The organism is Halalkalibacterium halodurans (assembly GCF_005671335.1).
Taxonomy (GTDB): Bacteria; Bacillota; Bacilli; order Bacillales; family Bacillaceae_D; genus Halalkalibacterium; species Halalkalibacterium halodurans.
Genome location: NZ_CP040441.1, coordinates 3,204,032 through 3,222,288 on the forward strand (window position 1 = coordinate 3,204,032; position 18,257 = coordinate 3,222,288).

Sequence of the window (18,257 nt, forward strand, 5' to 3'; positions counted from 1 at the left end):
CTTCTAGCTATGCTTTGCAGCCTGATGCGTCGAGGCAACTCGGAGCTTTTTCGGCAGATGTGTCGCTCGTGGCTGAGGTTTTACCACTAAACTACACCCGCATTAAAGTTGGTTTTCTGAACATTACTTTTTCATGCCTCTTCCTCTTCTGCTATGCTTTGCAGCCTGATGCGTCGAGGCAAAATGGCTTCTAATAATACAGCGACCTCTATTATAATAGCGAAAAATAAAATGAATGTCAACTAGTTTATTCCGGAATGGGGAGAAAAAACTTCCCATTCCGGTTAACGTAGGTACGTCCGTTGAAGGTCAGTTACTTCATGGCCGTCGCGATCCAAAAATGTGAGTTCGATCTGATCGTCTCTCACATATGCAAGACAATACGTTTGTTCTTTCCTGTTTCTCGGCAATCGAAGGCTTCCCGGATTCACAAAAACAATACCGTTTTCTTGGAAGCTTGTGGCCACATGGGAGTGACCGAAGCAAACAAGTTGTGCCCCTACCTCTTCTGCACGATACGTAAGGGAGACGTAACTCATTTTTACGTTGTATAAATGGCCATGTGTCACATAAACGTTAAAATCACCTACTGTTTTTATAAAGTCCTCAGGAAAATCAACACCAAAATCACAATTCCCTCGAACGATATTCATGCCTTCAAGGGCGCGATCGTCTCGGGGTAGTTCAGAATCGCCACAATGGATGATGGCATCCACTTCCTGGCGATGCTTGTCCGCAACCGCCTTTAGTTCATCGCTCCAGCCATGACTATCGCTAAGAATTAACAGTTTCATCTGGATCACACCCTTTTTGTTCCCCAATTAATCAAGCCACTTATCCAACTGCTTTAACGCGTGGTATCGGTGACTTAGCTTGTTTTTCTCTTCCTGCGTCAATTCTGCCATCGTTTTGTCATGGGACGGTACATAAAAAATTGGATCGTACCCAAAGCCACCCGTTCCTTTTGGCTCTGTTGTGATATACCCTTCACACGTTCCTTCAAACACGATTGTCTCTGCCTGCGGGCGGGCGAGCGCGATGGAGCAATGGAAGCGTGCAGTTCGCGCTTTCCACGGGATGTCTTGTAATTCGCGAAGGACTTTTTCGATGTTTTTTTGATCATCCTTTTCTTCCCCTGCATACCGAGCAGAGAAAATGCCCGGACGTCCGTCCAAGGCGTCGATGATTAATCCTGAATCGTCAGCAAGTACAGGCCGTTGAAAACGCTCGGCGATCGCCTCTGCCTTGATTGTCGCATTTTCATTAAATGTGCTTCCCGTTTCTTCGATGTCTTCAATTGCTGGGTAATCGAGAAGTGATTTGACCGAAAACCCTCTCTTACCTAAAATGGCTTCGAACTCTGCTACCTTGCCCTTATTTTTTGTTGCAACGATCCATTCTTTCATGCTTCCGATTGTTCCTTCTTTTTTTGCTTCGCTTCATCCACACGATTGGCAATCGCTCCTAATGCATTCCGTTGTTCCTCGATTAATTGCTTAATCCCTTTATCGGCCAAGGCTAAAATCGTAAGCAACTGATTGTGAGAGAAGGTCGCCTCTTCCCCCGTTCCTTGAAGTTCTACATACTCACCTTTCCCTGTCATGACAACGTTCATATCCACTTCTGCCTGTGCATCTTCAGCGTAGCATAAATCAAGGATCGCTCCAAGCTTCGGATCAATCCCAACAGAAACTGCTGCTAGAAAGTCATCAATTGGCCATTCTTGGATCGCTCCATTCGCCAATGCTTTTTCCATCGCAAGCGAAAGCGCGACAAAGGCGCCTGTAATCGACGTCGTCCGCGTCCCCCCATCTGCCTGGATCACATCACAGTCAATCCACACGGTCCGTTCACCGATTTTATCTAAATCAATAATGGATCTCAGCGCTCGTCCAATTAAACGTTGAATTTCCATTGTCCGTCCGCTTACTTTTCCTCTTGTCGACTCACGCATGTTCCGTTGCTCAGTCGCACGTGGAAGCATGGAATATTCGGCGGTAATCCAACCTTTGCCTTGCCCTCGTAAAAAAGGAGGAACCCGATCCTCTAAGCTCGCCGTACAAATAACCTTCGTGTTCCCTATTGAAATTAATATGGAGCCTTCAGGATGGTGTAAGTAGTTGATTTCGATTGAAATGGGCCGCAATTCATCGGCCTTTCGTTCATCCATTCTCATGTTCTTATTCCTCCTTATCCGCGTGTCCATTCTAGTTTATGTATTCGTATAAAAGAAAAACTTAGCTCATTCATTGAGCCTTTACTCGCAAAAGTTATCGTTTTTCTGACTTCCGAAAAACGATATCCTTTCCAATCGTGCAAAAAGAAAAGGTAGCGCTTCATGCTACCTCCGTCCTTATGATTATAATAACCAAAACTCCATTTGTCCAATTCATGAAACGCCTTAAAACTTCCCAGTGTTCACTTGACTTGGCCTAGAAACAGGCTCTGCCACAAATTCACCTTGCTCATTTAAAATGTTAGTCTCTCCGTTGACTTGAATCGCTACTTTTTCCACACCGTCTTGCTCTGTAAGCGTTAAGGCTAACATGTTAATGATTTCATCCGAAACGGCAGTTGCTTGCATTTGACTTAAAAGCGCTTCGTTGAAGTTCAGGGTGACGACGCCATTTTCGTATTTCGGTTCGTCCAATAGCTCAACCCCATTGCGGAAATCGGTGACTAAAGGAGACGTCACCATCGGCCCATTTAAAAGCTCCTCCACCGCCGCCGCAAACGAATTGTCTTTCACATTGACCCGGCGAGTGACCGGGACATAGTACGTCTGATCTCCAGACTGGGCAAGAAAGTAAAGGGTGACCGCCTCGCTGTTGACGACATCAACCACATCGCCCGATTCTAAGTTAATTCCATTGGCACGGCTATAACCATCACCAATCGGTGTTCCATTAACCGGCATTTTCTCGAGCTCATGACCGTTCACTTGAAGTTTTACTTTTTCTACGTTTTCAAATTGGGTAAGCGTCCATGTAATCGATTGAAGAATTTGTTGTTCCTTCTCCCCATCGTATTCGGTAAACTCTTTCGAGAAGTCAACAACGGCTACACCGTCCTCTAAATTGACAGACATCTCCGTATCTGGAGGAAGCACCGCTTGGAACCCATTCGGTAATAAATTCGTGACAGGGCCACCCTCAACTAAATATTCAAGGGATTGTTTCAACACACCGTCGGATTTTGGCAGCGGTAACGTTTGCGGGACGACCATGCCGTTTTCATCTAGCAAATACAGCTCACGATTGACTGTTTCTTCTACGGCTGATTCTTCATCCCCTTCTTCTCCTTTCTCCTCACGCTCGCCTTCGTCCTCTGGAACCCCTTCTTCCTCTAACTCTAATGATTCGCCTTCTTCTACATAATTGACAGGCGGTGTATCCATTTCATTTAAGGCTTCGTTGGCTCCAGAAGAGCACGCCGCAAATACAGCAAGCGATGCCGCAATGATGACAAACGGCGCCCCTTTTCTTAGGATTTTGCGCATTTCCCTATTCCCTCCTCAGCATGTTTGTACTAAATGTATACGAGCCTGCCCACAAATTAGACCATCTATCTTGGAAAAGCCGTAAAAAAGGTTCTTAGTCAAATGTTGGGGTGGCATAGGAGGGCGAGCCCCTCTTATCCTACCCCGAATGTCTGATGTTTGAATTGATGATGCAAGAGAATACGGTTTCGCAAGCGATCATAACGCCGAAAACCAAAGGCATTTCTCTTAATCACCTTCGTTTGATTATTCAGTCCTTCAATAAAACCATTGTTTAAGCCAAACGCGAGGCTATTCAAGATCTCGGTCTGCCAGTTCTTCAGCGTCTGAATGGCTCGGTGGAACTCCTTTAACGGGCTCGCCTCCACTCTTCGGTAAAAGGCGTAGAGCCCTTGTTTCACCTCGCTCATTCGTCCTTCCCTTCCTTGCATCTTCGCTTCTTGATACCACTGACGAAAATGTTCTTTTAGCTCATACGCTTCCCTTAAATCAGGGGATAGCTCTAAGTACCGCTCCACCTTCTTCTTTTGCTTATCATCCAGTCCTTCTCTCTCTTTCTGAAACAGATGTTTGATCCGTTTACATCGTTTTCGATGATACGGATGGAACGCTTTTTGCACTCGGCGGCGAACCCCTTCCAGAGCCCAGTAGATGTAACGACAGAAATGGAACGGATCCCCAATGATGAGCGGGTGGCCTAAGGCCTTTTGAACAGCCGACTTGAAGGTATAACTGAGATCCATCACGACTGTTTTCACATGATGACCCTTCTCTTGAAGATATCGTTTAAGCGTATCGGCTTTACGATCCGGTAAGATATCCAGTGGCTTCCGTGTATCTGCATCCGCAATGATCACTTGATATTTCCCCGCATTCGTATCCCCTTTGTAATCATCAATCGCAATCCGAGGAGGAAGGTGATCCACCTTCTTCACGAGGGGGGCCGCCAATTGATCAAACCGGCGCATGGCAGTTGTCACGGACGTTTGGAATTGATTCGCTGTGTCCGTAAAGTTCTTCCCTTGAATGAGCCGTAAGCGAAACGCTTGATTCCATTCCACTGTCTGACGCTGATATCGCTCTACAAAACAGGCTTTCTCCGCAAACCGCTTCCCGCATCTGCACGCGTACCGGCGCTTTCGATAGAATAGATACACCCACCGTTCAAAGAGCTTGAGATGTTGAACTTTTTGGATGCGGTAATCATGGATTCTCTCGGTTCTCTCCCCGCAGGATGGGCAACGATGAGGCGTTCGCGGCATTTCTACATGGAGCGCGATAAAGCCCTCTCGTTCCTCCATCTTTGTGACCTTCACACCTTTTAATCCGGGCAAATCCATGGTAAAATTCATCGTACACGCAGCTCCTATCCTTTCTTTGTTTCTGGACAATTCAAGGATAATGGATAAAGGAGCCTGCGTGCATTTTTTTTGCCCCTCTTTTGTGCAAAAACCCCAACATTTATTGTAGAGCCGTAAAAAAGAATTATATCGGTAAGCTAATAAAGGAATGAGCGTTCACACAAAAGAAAAAATCACACCATGGAGTAGTGTGATTTTCGTTTTCTTTCTATGACTCAAGGGTAATCGTTTCTACCCCTGGAACATTCATTTCTAACCAGACATCTGCTAATCGCTTGAAGCTTTTCGCATCACCCGTTGTGTAAAAATGATGTTCTGGTGCTTCATTACAAGTACGCAACCTCTGCTTATGATAAAGTAATCCACTTACTTCTCGCGCCGTTTCGTCCCCCGAGGAAATGATCTGAATGTCTGATCCCATCACCTCTTGGATCACAGGCTTTAATAACGGGTAGTGGGTGCAGCCTAAAATGAGCGTGTCGAACCCTTTCCCTTGTAAAGGCTTAAGGGTTTCTGAACAGGTCTCTAATGCCTCAGGACCTGAAAAAATCCCTCGTTCCACTAGAGGGACAAATGGGGGGCATGCCAAACTTTCAACCTGTACCCGATTGTTGATCTTTTTCAACGTGTGCTCATAGGCCCCGCTTTGAATCGTGCCTGTTGTCCCAATGACGGCCACATGTTCATTCTTCGTCACTTTTAGTGCGCTAATCGCTCCCGGTTGGACAACTCCGACGACAGGAATAGAGAGCTTCTCCTTCACCTCATCCAAGACGACTGCTGCAGCAGTATTACAGGCAATGACGAGCATTTTAATCTCCTGCTTCGTTAAATACTCGATCATTTGCCATGTGTAAGTCCTCACTTCATGCGGTGGACGAGGACCATACGGACAGCGCTTTGAATCCCCGATGTAAATTAGCTCTTCTTTCGGTAACTGTCTTATCAGTTCCTTAGCGACCGTTAGCCCGCCAAGGCCTGAATCTATAACCCCTATTGGTCTATCCAATCGATTTCCCTCAATTTCTTTTTTTCTCTTCCTCTTTTTTGGCCTGCATCTCGTCATACAAGACATTTAAATAGTTTTCAAACATGCTCACTTCTTCGTCTGAAAACTTTTCTAAGATATCCGTTAAATATTCTTGACGTTTACGGATCACTTCTTCAATGATTGTTTTTCCACGTTCTAATAAATGAATACGAACGACGCGCCGATCATTTTGATCTTTGACTCGCTCCACTAAATGGTTTTTCTCCATCCGATCGATCAAATCGGTTGTTGTACTGCAAGCTAAATACATTTTTTGTGACAATTCACCTATCGTCATATCCCCATGTTCATTTAACCATTGCAGCGCAACAAACTGGGGGGGCGTAATCGGGAAGTGGGATAATATTTCCCGCCCCTTCTGTTTTACGATTTCTGCCACCATTCGTAATGATTTTTCAATTTGCTCTACTTGGCGTCGCTCCACTGTGGAACCTCCTGATTAAAGTACTCTTATCCTATATTTTCGCTGTTTTTTATAGGAATTGCAAGGTTCGACACAGTTTTTTCACATGGAAAAGAGCCGACCTAACGGGCAGCCCTTTCCATTATTTCAAGTACGTTTTCTTTACAAGTTGCTCAACTTCCTCTGCTGTATCAAGCATTAACACTTTTTGTGCAAACGGTTTAAGCTCTTCTTTCGATAGCTTCAAAAGTTGGCTGCGAGCTGGTAAAATCGATGTTGCACTCATGCTGAACTCGTCCAATCCAAGACCAAGCAAGAGTGGAATCGCCACTTCATCTCCAGCCATTTCACCGCACATCCCGACCCACTTGCCTTCGCTATGAGCTGCTTTAATAACCATATCGACGAGGCGTAAAATCGCAGGGTGGTATGGCTGATACAGGTAGGAGACTCGCTCATTCATGCGGTCAGCAGCCATCGTATATTGAATTAAGTCGTTCGTTCCGATACTGAAAAAGTCTACTTCTTTTGCAAAAAGATTAGCCGCTACCGCCGTCGATGGGATTTCTACCATGATTCCCACTTCAATTGAATCGGATACGTCCACTCCTTCACTAAGAAGCTTGTCTTTTTCCTCTTGCATGATCGCTTTTGCTTGGCGAAGCTCTTCAAGGGTGGCGATCATTGGAAACATCACTTTTAAGTTACCGTATGTGCTTGCGCGAAGCAAGGCACGGAGTTGGGTCCGGAAAATATCTTGTTTTTCAAGGCACAGACGAATCGCCCGGAAACCAAGGAACGGATTAAGCTCTTTCGGTAGCTGTAGGTAGGAAAGTTCCTTATCTCCCCCAATATCTAGGGTGCGAATGACAACAGGCTTTCCGTCCATTCGCTGTACAACTTCCTTGTATGCTTCAAATTGCTCCTCTTCCGTCGGAAGCTGATCGCGATCCATATATAAAAACTCTGTTCGGTAAAGGCCGATGCCTTCGCCGCCATTGGCTAGAACACCATCAACATCTTTTGGAGTCCCAATGTTTGCAGCTAATTCAACATGAGCGCCATCCTTCGTTGCTGAAGGCTCCCCTACGAGCTTGGCCCATTCTTGCTTCTGCTTTTCAAAGGCCGCGCGTTTTTCTTCATAGGCTTTCACTTCTTCTTCAGTAGGGTTGACGATCACAATTCCCTCGATGCCGTCAACGATCACCATATCGCCATGTTGAATTTTCTCTGTTACTTCCTTCGTTCCAACAACCGCTGGAATTTCAAGTGAACGGGACATAATCGCCGAATGGGACGTACGTCCTCCAATATCGGTCGCAAATCCTTTAACGAATTGTTTGTTCAATTGAGCTGTATCTGAAGGCGTTAAATCCTCTGCGATAATAACCGTTTCTTCAGCAATTGTTGCCAGAGAACCAGTTTCCACGCCAATAAGATGCCCTAACACCCGCTTCGAAACGTCACGAATGTCGGCCGCTCGTTCTTTCATATATTCATTGTCCATGCTTTCAAACATGGAGACAAACATATCGGATACTTCTTTTAATGCATATTCTGCGTTCATTTGCTCATTCTCGATTTTCCCTTTGATCCCATCCACGAGTTCAGGGTCGTCAAGTACTAGCAAATGCGCCGCAAAAATCTCAGCCTTGTCAGCTCCCATACTAGCTTCTGTTTGATCTTTGATCGCTCTTAGCTCTTCTTTTGATTTTTCGAGAGCGGCTGTTAATTTTTCGATCTCTGTTGAAACATCTGTGATGGACGTTTTTTCTATGTCAACGTTTGGTTCTAGGTGAATGAATGCTTTGGCGATCGCTACGCCAGATGACGCAGCGATGCCAGTAATTTTGTGATGCATGCTTATTCTCCTAATCCTTCCTTAATCACTTCTTCAATGCCTTTAAGCGCTTCAGCTTCATCAGAACCTTCTGCTTTGATCGTCACTTGTGCACCTTTGCCAACACCAAGTGACATAACGCCCATGATGGATTTCAAGTTAACAGCTTTCCCTTTGTATTCAAGAGTGATCTCTGAAGAATACTGCCCCGCTTTGTTCACAAGCTGTGTTGCAGGACGTGCGTGAATCCCAGTTTCCGCTGTAATGGTAAACGTTTTTTCTGCCATAGAAAACAACCTCTTTCCTTGAATATTTTTATAATAAATGGAAACTATTCCAGTTTCACTTCATCCCTTCCTTGTTTATGTACCCGTTTTCTCTTTGCTGTAAGGACAAACAAGGAAACAATAAAAAAAGACACAGTAAAGAATCGCACATGATGAATGAAGGGACAACCTTTAGCATTCCCTACACCTTTTTCATATACACTTCCCTACTTATGCCTGATCGAATCAGTAACACGTATTTTCAGTGCACTTTATATTGTTGTAGCTTATGAAGTATGTAAGCACTCGTGTTTGCACCACTTCATACCTAGCTAACAGAAATTATAGCACAACTGAAGTCGGGCTTTCAATAAAAAACAAACGACAGGGAAGCATCGCCCTCCATCCCGTATCACGGTCTTGCCATGCGAATACACTAAATATGAGAGCTATCGTCATTTTACCTAGTGAAGGGCCAAGCGTCAATCACTCGCCCTTATCTCCCCATAATTTTCACAATAGGGATGTTCCTATTCACGTGTCTGATTTTCATCACATATACTATGTTGACTAAAACCCTTCTTACACAGACATGAGACGGAGATGTCAAATGTAGCTTCGGCCCGTGCAAGAAGGAGTGAACCCATTGAAGGGAGCAGAATTCGGACCAAAGCCCTTACTCACAAAAAGGGAGCGGGAAGTCTTCGAATTGTTAGTTCAAGACAAGACGACGAAAGAAATAGCTGAACAACTTTTCATCAGTGAAAAAACCGTTCGTAATCATATTTCCAACACGATGCAAAAGCTTGGGGTCAAGGGGCGCTCTCAAGCGGTCATCGAACTGATCCGATTAGGGGAACTGGAGATCTAAGGTCGCGTAACTACCTTTGACTCGCTCCCCTTTGATCACCGCTTTGTGGTGAACCGGGTGACTTATGCTTTCCCTTTGGGAGCTAGGTCACCTGAATTTTTTTATGGCATGATTTACGCCTTTATTTGATCGTGAGCCTAAATGGCTCCCCTCAAGTGTGGTGCTATTCTTAATTTTATTTGTTCCTTTTATTATAAATTCAGTTCTCCCCTAATCCCTTTTTTAGAATGGACGTCATTGCTTCTTCAGTAATGGAGAAAACATTTATTTCCTTCGCCCTTGCCCCTCCCCTCTTTTCAACATCGGCTTACATGTGATTTTTTAACCTTTCTTCCATCAGTTTTGCCATTTGTTTTGAATTCGGGGGTTCTTCACTCTTTAAATGATCAATAATGTTCATGTAGTCCCTTTCATTTCGGTTCTGACTTAATTTATACGCAGCCTGAATTTCTTCCACCTCTATCTTAAACCCCACTATGCCCTTCAGTTCCTTTTCTAAAAGTTCAGGAGAAAGTTTTTCCCATAACACTGGATTCTTGTAGACGTCAAGTCGAATTTTACACTTTTTGCTCGTTTCCTTTTTACACTTCTGCTGAAAAAATGCTTTTCCGGTTTTTCATGCGATGACTTTCCTCATTCTCTCCACCATGGATGACTTCCACACGGTGAAGTAAGCGATCTAAAATAGCTGTTGTGATTCCTTGATCTCCAATTAAATGACCCCATTCTTCTGGACTCTTATTTGAAGTCAGGATGATCGAACTTCGTTCGTATAAATGGTTAATCAAATGAAAAAACAAGTTTGCTTCTCTCTGATCCATCGCCATATACATTAAATCATCGATAATCACAAGGTCGGCATTTCTAATTCTTTTAAGCTGAACTTTAGATTTATTCAGGTATTCTTCTGACTTTAAAAGCTGCACAAGCTCACCCATTGTAGCGAAGTAAACATGGAATCCTCTATACACAGCTTCCAGTCCTAATCCAATGGCGATATGTGTTTTACCTATACCAGGGGGACCCAGAAGGATTAAATTGTACTGCTGCTCTAGCCAGCTTAATTCTCGGAGTTGAGAAAGCTGACGAGCCGTCAGAACGTTTTGTCCTTTCAGTTCAAACTCATCTAACGACTTCACGAAAGGGAAGCGCGCCCATTTCATTCTTTTCTCGAGGCTTTTTGCTTCACGTTTTGCTAATTCATATCGAGTGATCGATTCTAAAAATTCCAGGTAGGTCCATGATGCTTTTTCAGCTTCGCGAAGAAGCTGTGGCAGCTCCTCCGCCGTCTCTGCTAAACGTAACTGACGAAATTGATCTTGTAATTCATGCACAGTCTTGTTCATCATGCTCTACCTCCTAAAATGCTGGTATAGGCAAGTAGAGAACGGGTAGATGCTTTGATATGAGAATGCTTTGGTGAGCTAGTATAAAAGGGTTGTCCCTCTTCAATCGGTTCATCTCGCAATGTATGAAGGTGATGAGCAATATCACGAAAATCATTCGCATGATATAGTTTCTCTGCCATGCACTTTGTCAAAACAGTATCAATGAATGCTGGATACTGTTGAATGATCTTATAGAGGATCGCAAATTGATCTCGACGATACCTCGGGTATCTTTGGCTGATCTCATCTAAATAAGCAGCTGCCTGACCTTGATCTTCAAAGCAAGAGACGAGGCGTTGCTTAAGCTCTTCAACCCCTTTGGAGCGATCTCGAGTGTGGTGGCGATTTTGAATGAGTTTCCCTTTTTCTGAGCTCACAAGATGCTCGGCAATGACTTCACCTTTTGCTTCTCTGCGAATGACGAGCATCTTTTGACCTTCGTCTTTCACTTCAATCCAGACAAGATTCTCCCCCATTGTTTGATACGTCCCTAGGGGGACAGAATAACGGTTTGACTTGTACCGGATGGTGTTGTCCTTGCTTACATTTCTTGTTATACTTTGGTTATGGGTACTTTCATATGAAAGTAACGAAGAGACTGGCTGTAAGTGTTGCTTTTCGAGGAGAAACACTTCTGCTGGTCTTTTTTTCGTTGTTTGATGAACCTGATGATTCCCGGTACGCTGAAGCCATTGTAGTGCTCGACTATTCCAATCTTCTATATCGCTAAACACTCGACTGTCTGCGAAGTTGCCCTTTATGTATTTCACTACATTCTCAATCATGCCCTTAGATTCCGGATCGGCTTTTCGGCACAAGTGAACGTTAAACTCACGTTCATTCACATAATGTTGGAACTCCGTTGTTAAAAGCAGTTGTCCAGCATTCTCACTCACTGCGATTAAGTGATCCTGATCATAAACAATTTCTTCTGTTCGTCCTCCATAGAACTGAAAGGCATGTTCATGACAACGAATCGCGTCTCTTGTCGTAAAAGGACGCGCCTGCCATTCCATATATTTCTGCCTGGAATGAGCGAGGACAAAGGCAATGAAATAGAGCTTGATTTCTTTGTTGTCTGTCGTTTTCTGTTTTGTCTCACCCCAGTCTACCTGAAGTTGTTTACCCATTGGTTGTTCAGGAACGGCTTCATATTGACGGATCATGACCTTCTTCTCAATCTGATAAACCTCACGAATATCTTTCACATACGTTCTCACCGTACTTCCACCGACGACAAGATCGGGGTATCTCTCCAAAAGCCAATCATGAATTTGAGCACTACTTAGGTGAGGGTATTCTTCTAGCCAAGCAAGGATCCAGTCTTTGTAGGGATCTAGTTTTCTCTTCTTCCCTAAAGGTTGTTCAGTGTATGCTTTTGCTTCATCAAATGTCATGTCTAAATACTTATAGACAGTCGGTCTTGAAACTTTCAGCTCCTTAGCGATTTGTGCTACTTTAAACTTTCTCTTACGTAATTCATGGATCTTTACATATAACACTAACTTCTCCTCCAAAACCCTAACCCCCAGTAAAATAACATTACTATCTATTTTACTAAAGTAGTAGGTTGATTGAGCAAAAGTGTAAAATCTTATCGAGCAAAAACTGTCAACTTCATTCTAGCGTTTACAATTCTCTCGATGTTTCTCATATTTTTCTAACATTAATGTTAATTCTTCTATTAGTTCTTCTTTCTCTAAAATACTAGCTTTACCATACAGATGGACCGCCTGATAATTCCATGTCGGAACATTTTCTTCTGAATACCAAGAAGAAGAAATGTATGCATGTGGTCCTTGGAACATCACAAGCACCTTTCGGCAAGTTTCAAACGTTCGCCATTGAGGATTTCCATACGCTAAATGTCCTGTTACATAATAACCATCGCCCCTTTTATTTAAAGCTAAGGGTAAATGAGTGGCAATAGGTGTTTCTTGATTCGTTGTCACAAGCGTACCAAAAGAGTTCTTTTGAATAAAATGCCTTACCTCATTAACATCCGTGATCTTATAGTATTTCGGAATATACATAATAACACCTCCATTACTAAAACTAGCTCAGTGCTTTGGTCATGATCATATCTATCTGTTCTTCATCTCCCATATAAAAAGAGTGGGCTCCCCTTGGAACAAACCCCATCTTCTGATAAAAAGCAATAGCATTCTCGTTCTTTTCCCACACTCCTAACCAGATCTTATTCTTGTTTTGTCTTAAGGCTATTTCCATCGCTTTGTTTATAAGAACTTTTCCAAGGCCCTTTCCTTGAAATTCTTTTCTTATATATATCCTTTCAATTTCAAGTGACTCCTCACCCAATTCCTCAGATTGAGCATCATCTGTGTTGATCTTTAAGTATCCAGCAACTTCATTTTTGAAATAAATAAAAAAGAATTGTGAAGCAGGATTGGCTAATTCCTTTTCTAATTGCATTAAGTTAAATGCTTTTTCCAAATAGGTATTCATATTTTCAGGTGAATTCTGATCTTTAAAGGTATCGTTAAATGTTTCTATACTGATTTCTTGAAGCATCTGTAAATGTTCTCTGTTGCATCTTTTTATTTCCACCGTCATTGTAACGAAACAACTCCTCTCTATCGTTAATAGTGTCTCTTGTTTCCCTTCTTTACAAATTCCCAATCAACTTCTACGTTTTTTCTAACCCTTTGAAGAAGGTGGAGCATTTTTTCCACTTCTTCTTCAGAAAATCCCGCTAATGCCACTCTATTTGAATGGTCATTTTCTCTTTTTATAATGGGATAAACACTTTTCCCTTTTTCTGTTGGGAAGAGTTTTTTAATTTTTTTATTATGTTCATCATCTCTTTTTTCAATAAAGCCATTATGCTCAAGTTTTTTTATCGCACGAGCTGCTGTTGTTCGATCTACTTTTATCATCTCAGCTAACTTTTCTTGAATGATTCCTGGACTCTCACAAATTCGTACAAGGTACAAATACTGCCCTTTTGTAAGGTCATATTCTTTAAATTCGATATTACTTATTGAATCCAAGGCCCTTGCGATCATTCCAATCTCACGAAGAATCTCCTTCATAGCTATCTCCTCCACAACTTTATATTGCAAATGCAACAATAATCACCTATAGTAAATTTAACTTAAATTTGTTGTAAATGCAACAAAAAAATAATAAAGAGGTGAGTAGAATGAAATTTATTTTCTATGTGATAGGAATTTTAACATTCACTCTTGGTATCTCGTTTACAATCCAATCAGATCTAGGAACTTCACCTTTTGATGCGCTGCTTGTAGGCTTGTAGCAAACTGTTGGTCTTACTGTGGGGAGTTGGGAAATCCTCATCGCTTTCATGTTGATCGGCTGTAATTCATTATTAAAAAGGCAAAAGCCAGAAATTTTAGGAGTGCTGACAGCATTGATAGTAGGTATTGGAATTGATATGTGGCTTTTTTTAATGCATCATTTCATAACACCTGAACTTTGGTACAGCAAGAGCATTTGTTTTGCAATCGGTTTAGTCGTTGTAGCGGCAGGAACTGCAATCTATTTACACACAAATATCGCGCCAATTCCAGTTGATCGCTTGACATTAATCATACAAGAAATAACGAGGACGAATCTATTTTTTTCAAGAACACTCGTTTACCTCGTATTCTTGTTAATGGCATTACTTTTCAATGGACCTATTGGCGTTGGAACGGTAGTAACCGTTTGTTTAGGAGGATTACTACTTAATTTCTTTATGCCCATTACTGGTAAAGCATTAGACGGTATTTTAACAGATTCTCGTAGCCGACAAAATATAGACAAAAAGCATTCCCTATAGAATTTTTTCAAATATTTATTCGTTCAAGGCAATTGAGTGGGATTCCCATCTCCCCTTTGCTAAAATTTATAAGTATAATCAAAAAAGTAGGAAATCATTTGAAATGGTTTATCGCTATTCCATTCATTCTATTTGGAGCCTTCTTATTGGCACTAACAATTGATCAAATGGGAACTTTCGGTCATATCATGATGAAATTTATCGGAGTCGGAATGATTTTTTTGGCTGGTTTAATTGTTAGAAGTTAAAGAGACAAACATAACAAGTACAACCATTCATTGGAGCAATGTGTTATATTATTGTATGGGCAACGCCATATTGATCATAATAAAAAGTTCATGATCTAATGTCCGACTACAAGTTAAAGGAGTATGTACTAGATGGCTGAATTTGATTTAGGAGCAGTTCTCTTACAAATTGGTTTCATAGGTAGTATCATTTTAATTGGCTGGATTCTTTTTTTGTTGGTAAAACGTCTAAAAAAGTAGCCCTCTAGAGATGGAATTTACAAAGGGCTACAGAAGTTTATTAGATACTAGTTCTAGTCTGTGCCGATTACGGCTATAATCAGCTTTAAAGTCTTGGAGTGTAAACTGAACTGTGTAAATAGAGAGCGTACGGCTCTTGCGTCGCAGTTTAGTTTTTATATTGGTAGATTAAAATAAATCTTTCTAATGTTAAATCTAAATAAGAAGACAACTCAGTTGAATTATCAAATCAGACCCTAGAAAACTACCAACTCAAAAACGATCAATCTACAATTTCCTAAACAATTAAAAAATCCCGTATCATGAATAATTGGTGTGGGTTTGCATTAAGTCAAACTGTTATCGAGATTTTATTTTATGTCACTAATTTTTCTCGCAATAGTATATTCATTATCTATCTTCACTGCTATTACACTGTCAATATCATGCGATACCTCTATTCCCTCTATTTTAAATAACTTTGTTCCTATTGGTAGTTTAAAAGCCTCTCCGTGTTCGTCCGGTAATTCTTCTGTCTCACTAATGACAGTCCCAATCTCTTTTTCTAATTCTTCTTCTTCTATTGGCTCATGTGTCACTATATAGTTTTCTCCCTCCCAATTTAACACAGGGTCAGCAATCTTTTCATTATTACAAGCAACTAAAATAGTTATAAATATAATAGCTGCAGTTACAAAATTAAAAAATTGTTTCAACAAAAATTCCCCTTTCTTCTAAAAAGGCGGGATGTAACCTTCCCGCCTTTTTATGAATACGCTTATTAACGATATTTTATCTTAACATAAGTATCTTTAGCTAAAGGTTTATTTTCATAGTATGTTCTGATTAACCGTCCCGCACCATCATATTCTTTTACTTGATATTTTGTTACAATATATTTCCCGTGAACTGCCGGTCTACTCCACCTATTATAATCAGCGTTCACATAATAGCCGCTCCCGCCAGCCTTCGCAATACTGACTGAAACTGGACCATATGATACTGAAGCTGTAAATGATACTGTACTAGAAGAGCTAAACCAGTACCCACTTGCACGATTATATCCACTAAAACCAGGATGCCAACCAAAATTATAGTCAGAGCTTTGAGTCCAACTCGAAACCTTTGTATATTTTTTGTGGATACACGATCCACAACTCGGAGTTATATCAGGTTCATTTAACGATACCACATTTTTGGAGGAGAGCCGCTATGAAAATCGCCGTCTTTTGCGGATCAAGCAATGGAGCTTCTGACGTCTATAAGGAAGGGGCTCGACAGCTTGGAAAGGAATTAGCTAGAAGAGGAATTACCCTAGTGTATGGAGGAGCTAGTGTAGGAATCATGGGGGCTGTTGCAGATTCTGTCCTTGAAGCCGGTGGAGAAGTAATCGGTGTCATGCCACGTTTCCTTGAAGAACGGGAAATTTCACATCCTCATTTAACCAAACTTATTATAGTTGAGACGATGCACAAGTGGAAAGCGAAAATGGCAGAACTAGCAGACGGATTTCTTGCTTTGCCTGGTGGACCTGGGACGTTAGAAGAGTTTTTTGAGATTTTCACTTGGGCTCAAATTGGATTGCATCAAAAACCATGTGGCCTTTTAAATATCAATCATTACTTCGATCCACTTGTTACTTTATTACATCACATGTCGAATGAACAATTTTTGCATGAGAAGTACCGTTCCATGGCGCTTGTTCATACAGACCCTATCGTGCTACTAGACCAATTTTCAACTTATGAGCCACCGACAGTCAAAGCGTACTCATAAAGCAATATTCATATTTTTCTCGTATTAGGAGGCCTACGTAAATGGAGATTAAAAAGACAAATCCAGAGAATCTTGCCGCTCCTATCGCTAACTATCACCATGTAGCTGTCATTCCGAGAGACGCAGAGCTTGTCGTTCTATCTGGACAAATTGGAAATGATAAAAACGGCGATCTGCCAACCGATATAGAATCACAATTCGTGAACGCACTAGAAAATATTAGAGCGATTCTTCATAGCGAAGGGGTAGACCTGAAGAATCTTTTCAAAATTAACCTTTGGTTGACCGAAGATCTAGACAAAGCCTTTTTCTCCGAGAGATGGAACGAATTCCATGGTGGTTATCCTCCTACAACAACGAAAGCATTCGTTTCTGCTCTCGCAAGGCCAGAGATTAAAATTGAAATTGAAGCATGGGCAGCCAAATAAATATCTTTGAAAAAGTGTCCTTATGGGCACTTTTTCATTCCCTACCGCGTTCTTTTTATTCTTGCTTCCACCGCATACAGTATCGGCATGCAGCGATGTAAACAGAGAAAAGCGGAGTGAAGAACTACATTGAATCTCTCTTTATGACTCTTTTTTCGTTATCAAGTCGCACTACTCTTCTGGGAAATAACGCTCCTTTACTTCCTCAGTTGTCGTTCCTTTCGAGCTGACGATATAACGTGAATAAATTTCCGCTCCGTGTTCAAGCTCATCCAACACTTCGTAACTATCAAGCAGCGCTACAAATGTCCAGTGAACTTGTTCACCGTACGGATTTTGGTATTGTTGCTCTGCTTTTCTCCCTAATTGTTCCCCTACCCTGTGTGCTTGCTCCCTACTTTCAGCTCTTACTAAAACATGTCGTTCTTCAAATACCTCAGCTTCCATCGGATCTTTTTTGTTTGCTTCTATTGCCCTGTTTGGTATCCCTGTCTTTATTGATTTATATAATAGATTGACAACAAACCACTTTCCTCCCACAGTTCATTCCTCCAGTAAGATGTTTATTCTTTAGCATAGACAGTGCAGCTATCTTCTGTCTAGTAGACATGAGCTGTTTATCATTTTCAACACTGTTCTTGTTCTGATTTTTAAGGCTTTTCAAGATTCATTTATGACATGATACATACCCCTCCCAAGTAAGGGAAAACTTAAAACATGCCACGTTAGGGAGGGTTGTATGGAACATCGTTCGCTAACCTATGTCGAAAGATTGATGAATCTCCATGTATTAATGGAAACAAAGCAAATGCTACAAACAAAATTAGCCGAAATGAATGGTGATGATCAGTCTTTTGAGCTTGTAAAAGAAGACTTACGAAAGATCGAGGAAGAGATAAAAAGCTATGCTGATGAACAATCAATAGAAGCTTTGGATCAATCTATGCCCCATGCCTTATTTAATCCAGCTGTCACCGAAGAATTAGACACACAATAACGACCTAAAGTGGTTGTTGAAAGCCAAGAGATCCCTTGGCTTTTTCTATTTTACGGAATCTTTTCATGAACTTATGATGAAAGCATCACTTGAAGGTCGATTTGGTAC

Annotated in this window: 19 protein-coding genes and 3 pseudogenes; 5 read left to right on the plus strand and 17 right to left on the minus strand. The window is 41.7% G+C overall.

Annotated features, from left to right (window positions below; genetic code table 11):
• Nucleotides 1–284: 284 nt before the first annotated feature.
• From FED51_RS15575 to FED51_RS15615, 9 genes are all read right to left on the minus strand, one after another.
• Complete coding sequence (locus FED51_RS15575) at nt 285–794, minus strand: metallophosphoesterase family protein (protein WP_010899210.1); 510 nt, start codon at nt 792–794, stop codon at nt 285–287.
• Between the two features lie 27 nt (nt 795–821).
• Complete coding sequence (locus FED51_RS15580) at nt 822–1,406, minus strand: XTP/dITP diphosphatase (RefSeq protein WP_010899211.1); 585 nt, start codon at nt 1,404–1,406, stop codon at nt 822–824.
• Nucleotides 1,403–2,176 carry a ribonuclease PH gene (gene rph, locus FED51_RS15585; protein ID WP_053430569.1) on the minus strand — a complete coding sequence of 258 codons (774 nt, stop codon included), beginning with the start codon at nt 2,174–2,176 and terminating at the stop codon, nt 1,403–1,405. The genes FED51_RS15580 and rph overlap by 4 nt, the downstream gene beginning before the upstream one ends.
• A 225-nt stretch (nt 2,177–2,401) precedes the next feature.
• Entirely contained in the window at nt 2,402–3,499 is a 1,098-nt protein-coding gene (locus tag FED51_RS15590) for a GerMN domain-containing protein (protein WP_053430568.1), read from the minus strand.
• 134 nt (nt 3,500–3,633) lie between these two features.
• Nucleotides 3,634–4,851, minus strand: a complete 1,218-nt coding sequence (locus FED51_RS15595; RefSeq protein WP_138090576.1) for an ISL3-like element IS651 family transposase — start codon at nt 4,849–4,851, stop codon at nt 3,634–3,636.
• A 217-nt stretch (nt 4,852–5,068) separates the two neighbouring features.
• Nucleotides 5,069–5,869, minus strand: coding sequence for a glutamate racemase (racE, locus tag FED51_RS15600; protein ID WP_053430567.1), 801 nt, complete (start codon nt 5,867–5,869; stop codon nt 5,069–5,071).
• Nucleotides 5,870–5,879: 10 nt separating this feature from the next.
• Nucleotides 5,880–6,335 carry a MarR family winged helix-turn-helix transcriptional regulator gene (locus tag FED51_RS15605; protein WP_083445473.1) on the minus strand — a complete coding sequence of 152 codons (456 nt, stop codon included), beginning with the start codon at nt 6,333–6,335 and terminating at the stop codon, nt 5,880–5,882.
• A gap of 121 nt (nt 6,336–6,456) precedes the next feature.
• On the minus strand, nt 6,457–8,175 hold the full coding sequence (gene ptsP, locus FED51_RS15610; RefSeq protein ID WP_053430566.1) for a phosphoenolpyruvate--protein phosphotransferase: 1,719 nt from the start codon (nt 8,173–8,175) through the stop codon (nt 6,457–6,459).
• A gap of 2 nt (nt 8,176–8,177) precedes the next feature.
• The gene (locus FED51_RS15615; RefSeq protein WP_010899218.1) at nt 8,178–8,441 is read right to left on the minus strand and encodes a phosphocarrier protein HPr; all 264 of its coding nucleotides are present in this window, start codon (nt 8,439–8,441) and stop codon (nt 8,178–8,180) included.
• A gap of 625 nt (nt 8,442–9,066) precedes the next feature.
• On the opposite strand from FED51_RS15615, the gene FED51_RS15620 reads away from it, so the two are divergent.
• Nucleotides 9,067–9,291, plus strand: a complete 225-nt coding sequence (locus tag FED51_RS15620) for a helix-turn-helix domain-containing protein (RefSeq protein ID WP_010899219.1) — start codon at nt 9,067–9,069, stop codon at nt 9,289–9,291.
• A gap of 307 nt (nt 9,292–9,598) precedes the next feature.
• On the opposite strand, the pseudogene FED51_RS15625 reads toward FED51_RS15620, so the two are convergent.
• From FED51_RS15625 to FED51_RS15650, 6 genes and pseudogenes are all read right to left on the minus strand, one after another.
• Nucleotides 9,599–9,874, minus strand: a pseudogene (locus FED51_RS15625) (FMN-binding negative transcriptional regulator); the annotation flags it as partial.
• Nucleotides 9,873–10,637, minus strand: coding sequence for an IS21-like element IS643 family helper ATPase IstB (istB, locus tag FED51_RS15630; protein WP_010900090.1), 765 nt, complete (start codon nt 10,635–10,637; stop codon nt 9,873–9,875). The gene istB and the pseudogene FED51_RS15625, both read right to left, overlap by 2 nt.
• On the minus strand, nt 10,637–12,181 hold the full coding sequence (istA, locus tag FED51_RS15635; RefSeq protein ID WP_138090669.1) for an IS21-like element IS643 family transposase: 1,545 nt from the start codon (nt 12,179–12,181) through the stop codon (nt 10,637–10,639). Before istA ends, istB begins: the two co-directional genes overlap by 1 nt.
• 132 nt (nt 12,182–12,313) lie before the next feature.
• Nucleotides 12,314–12,712: pseudogene (locus FED51_RS15640) on the minus strand (FMN-binding negative transcriptional regulator); the annotation flags it as partial.
• A gap of 22 nt (nt 12,713–12,734) precedes the next feature.
• On the minus strand, nt 12,735–13,253 hold the full coding sequence (paiA, locus tag FED51_RS15645) for a spermidine/spermine N(1)-acetyltransferase (protein WP_053430564.1): 519 nt from the start codon (nt 13,251–13,253) through the stop codon (nt 12,735–12,737).
• A gap of 26 nt (nt 13,254–13,279) precedes the next feature.
• Complete coding sequence (locus tag FED51_RS15650; protein ID WP_053430563.1) at nt 13,280–13,732, minus strand: MarR family winged helix-turn-helix transcriptional regulator; 453 nt, start codon at nt 13,730–13,732, stop codon at nt 13,280–13,282.
• A 110-nt stretch (nt 13,733–13,842) separates the two neighbouring features.
• On the opposite strand from FED51_RS15650, the pseudogene FED51_RS15655 reads away from it, so the two are divergent.
• Nucleotides 13,843–14,481, plus strand: a pseudogene (locus tag FED51_RS15655) (YczE/YyaS/YitT family protein).
• A gap of 838 nt (nt 14,482–15,319) precedes the next feature.
• On the opposite strand, the gene FED51_RS15660 reads toward FED51_RS15655, so the two are convergent.
• Entirely contained in the window at nt 15,320–15,664 is a 345-nt protein-coding gene (locus FED51_RS15660) for a hypothetical protein (RefSeq protein ID WP_053430562.1), read from the minus strand.
• Between the two features lie 496 nt (nt 15,665–16,160).
• Between FED51_RS15660 and FED51_RS15670 the strand changes: the two genes are divergently transcribed.
• Nucleotides 16,161–16,724, plus strand: coding sequence for an LOG family protein (locus FED51_RS15670; protein ID WP_053430561.1), 564 nt, complete (start codon nt 16,161–16,163; stop codon nt 16,722–16,724).
• A gap of 41 nt (nt 16,725–16,765) precedes the next feature.
• Nucleotides 16,766–17,152 (plus strand): RidA family protein, encoded by a 387-nt coding sequence (locus FED51_RS15675; RefSeq protein WP_053430560.1) that lies wholly within the window; start codon nt 16,766–16,768, stop codon nt 17,150–17,152.
• 171 nt (nt 17,153–17,323) lie between these two features.
• Here the strand turns inward: FED51_RS15675 and FED51_RS15680 are convergent, their stop codons facing one another.
• Complete coding sequence (locus FED51_RS15680) at nt 17,324–17,692, minus strand: DUF4288 domain-containing protein (protein WP_053430559.1); 369 nt, start codon at nt 17,690–17,692, stop codon at nt 17,324–17,326.
• A gap of 199 nt (nt 17,693–17,891) precedes the next feature.
• Between FED51_RS15680 and FED51_RS15685 the strand changes: the two genes are divergently transcribed.
• Nucleotides 17,892–18,149 (plus strand): hypothetical protein, encoded by a 258-nt coding sequence (locus tag FED51_RS15685; protein ID WP_010899231.1) that lies wholly within the window; start codon nt 17,892–17,894, stop codon nt 18,147–18,149.
• The last annotated feature ends 108 nt before the right edge of the window (nt 18,150–18,257 follow it).

What these genes read in the sequence shown, in the direction of transcription:
- FED51_RS15670 (WP_053430561.1), top strand. Translation starts at nt 16,161, where the DNA reads ATGAAAATCGCCGTCTTTTGCGGATCAAGCAATGGAGCTTCTGACGTC.
- FED51_RS15675 (WP_053430560.1), top strand. Translation starts at nt 16,766, where the DNA reads ATGGAGATTAAAAAGACAAATCCAGAGAATCTTGCCGCTCCTATCGCT.
- FED51_RS15685 (WP_010899231.1), top strand. Translation starts at nt 17,892, where the DNA reads ATGGAACATCGTTCGCTAACCTATGTCGAAAGATTGATGAATCTCCAT.
- paiA (WP_053430564.1), bottom strand. Translation starts at nt 13,253, where the DNA reads ATGACGGTGGAAATAAAAAGATGCAACAGAGAACATTTACAGATGCTT.
- rph (WP_053430569.1), bottom strand. Translation starts at nt 2,176, where the DNA reads ATGAGAATGGATGAACGAAAGGCCGATGAATTGCGGCCCATTTCAATC.
- FED51_RS15590 (WP_053430568.1), bottom strand. Translation starts at nt 3,499, where the DNA reads ATGCGCAAAATCCTAAGAAAAGGGGCGCCGTTTGTCATCATTGCGGCA.
- FED51_RS15580 (WP_010899211.1), bottom strand. Translation starts at nt 1,406, where the DNA reads ATGAAAGAATGGATCGTTGCAACAAAAAATAAGGGCAAGGTAGCAGAG.
- FED51_RS15615 (WP_010899218.1), bottom strand. Translation starts at nt 8,441, where the DNA reads ATGGCAGAAAAAACGTTTACCATTACAGCGGAAACTGGGATTCACGCA.
- FED51_RS15595 (WP_138090576.1), bottom strand. Translation starts at nt 4,851, where the DNA reads ATGAATTTTACCATGGATTTGCCCGGATTAAAAGGTGTGAAGGTCACA.
- ptsP (WP_053430566.1), bottom strand. Translation starts at nt 8,175, where the DNA reads ATGCATCACAAAATTACTGGCATCGCTGCGTCATCTGGCGTAGCGATC.
- FED51_RS15650 (WP_053430563.1), bottom strand. Translation starts at nt 13,732, where the DNA reads ATGAAGGAGATTCTTCGTGAGATTGGAATGATCGCAAGGGCCTTGGAT.
- istB (WP_010900090.1), bottom strand. Translation starts at nt 10,637, where the DNA reads ATGAACAAGACTGTGCATGAATTACAAGATCAATTTCGTCAGTTACGT.
- FED51_RS15575 (WP_010899210.1), bottom strand. Translation starts at nt 794, where the DNA reads ATGAAACTGTTAATTCTTAGCGATAGTCATGGCTGGAGCGATGAACTA.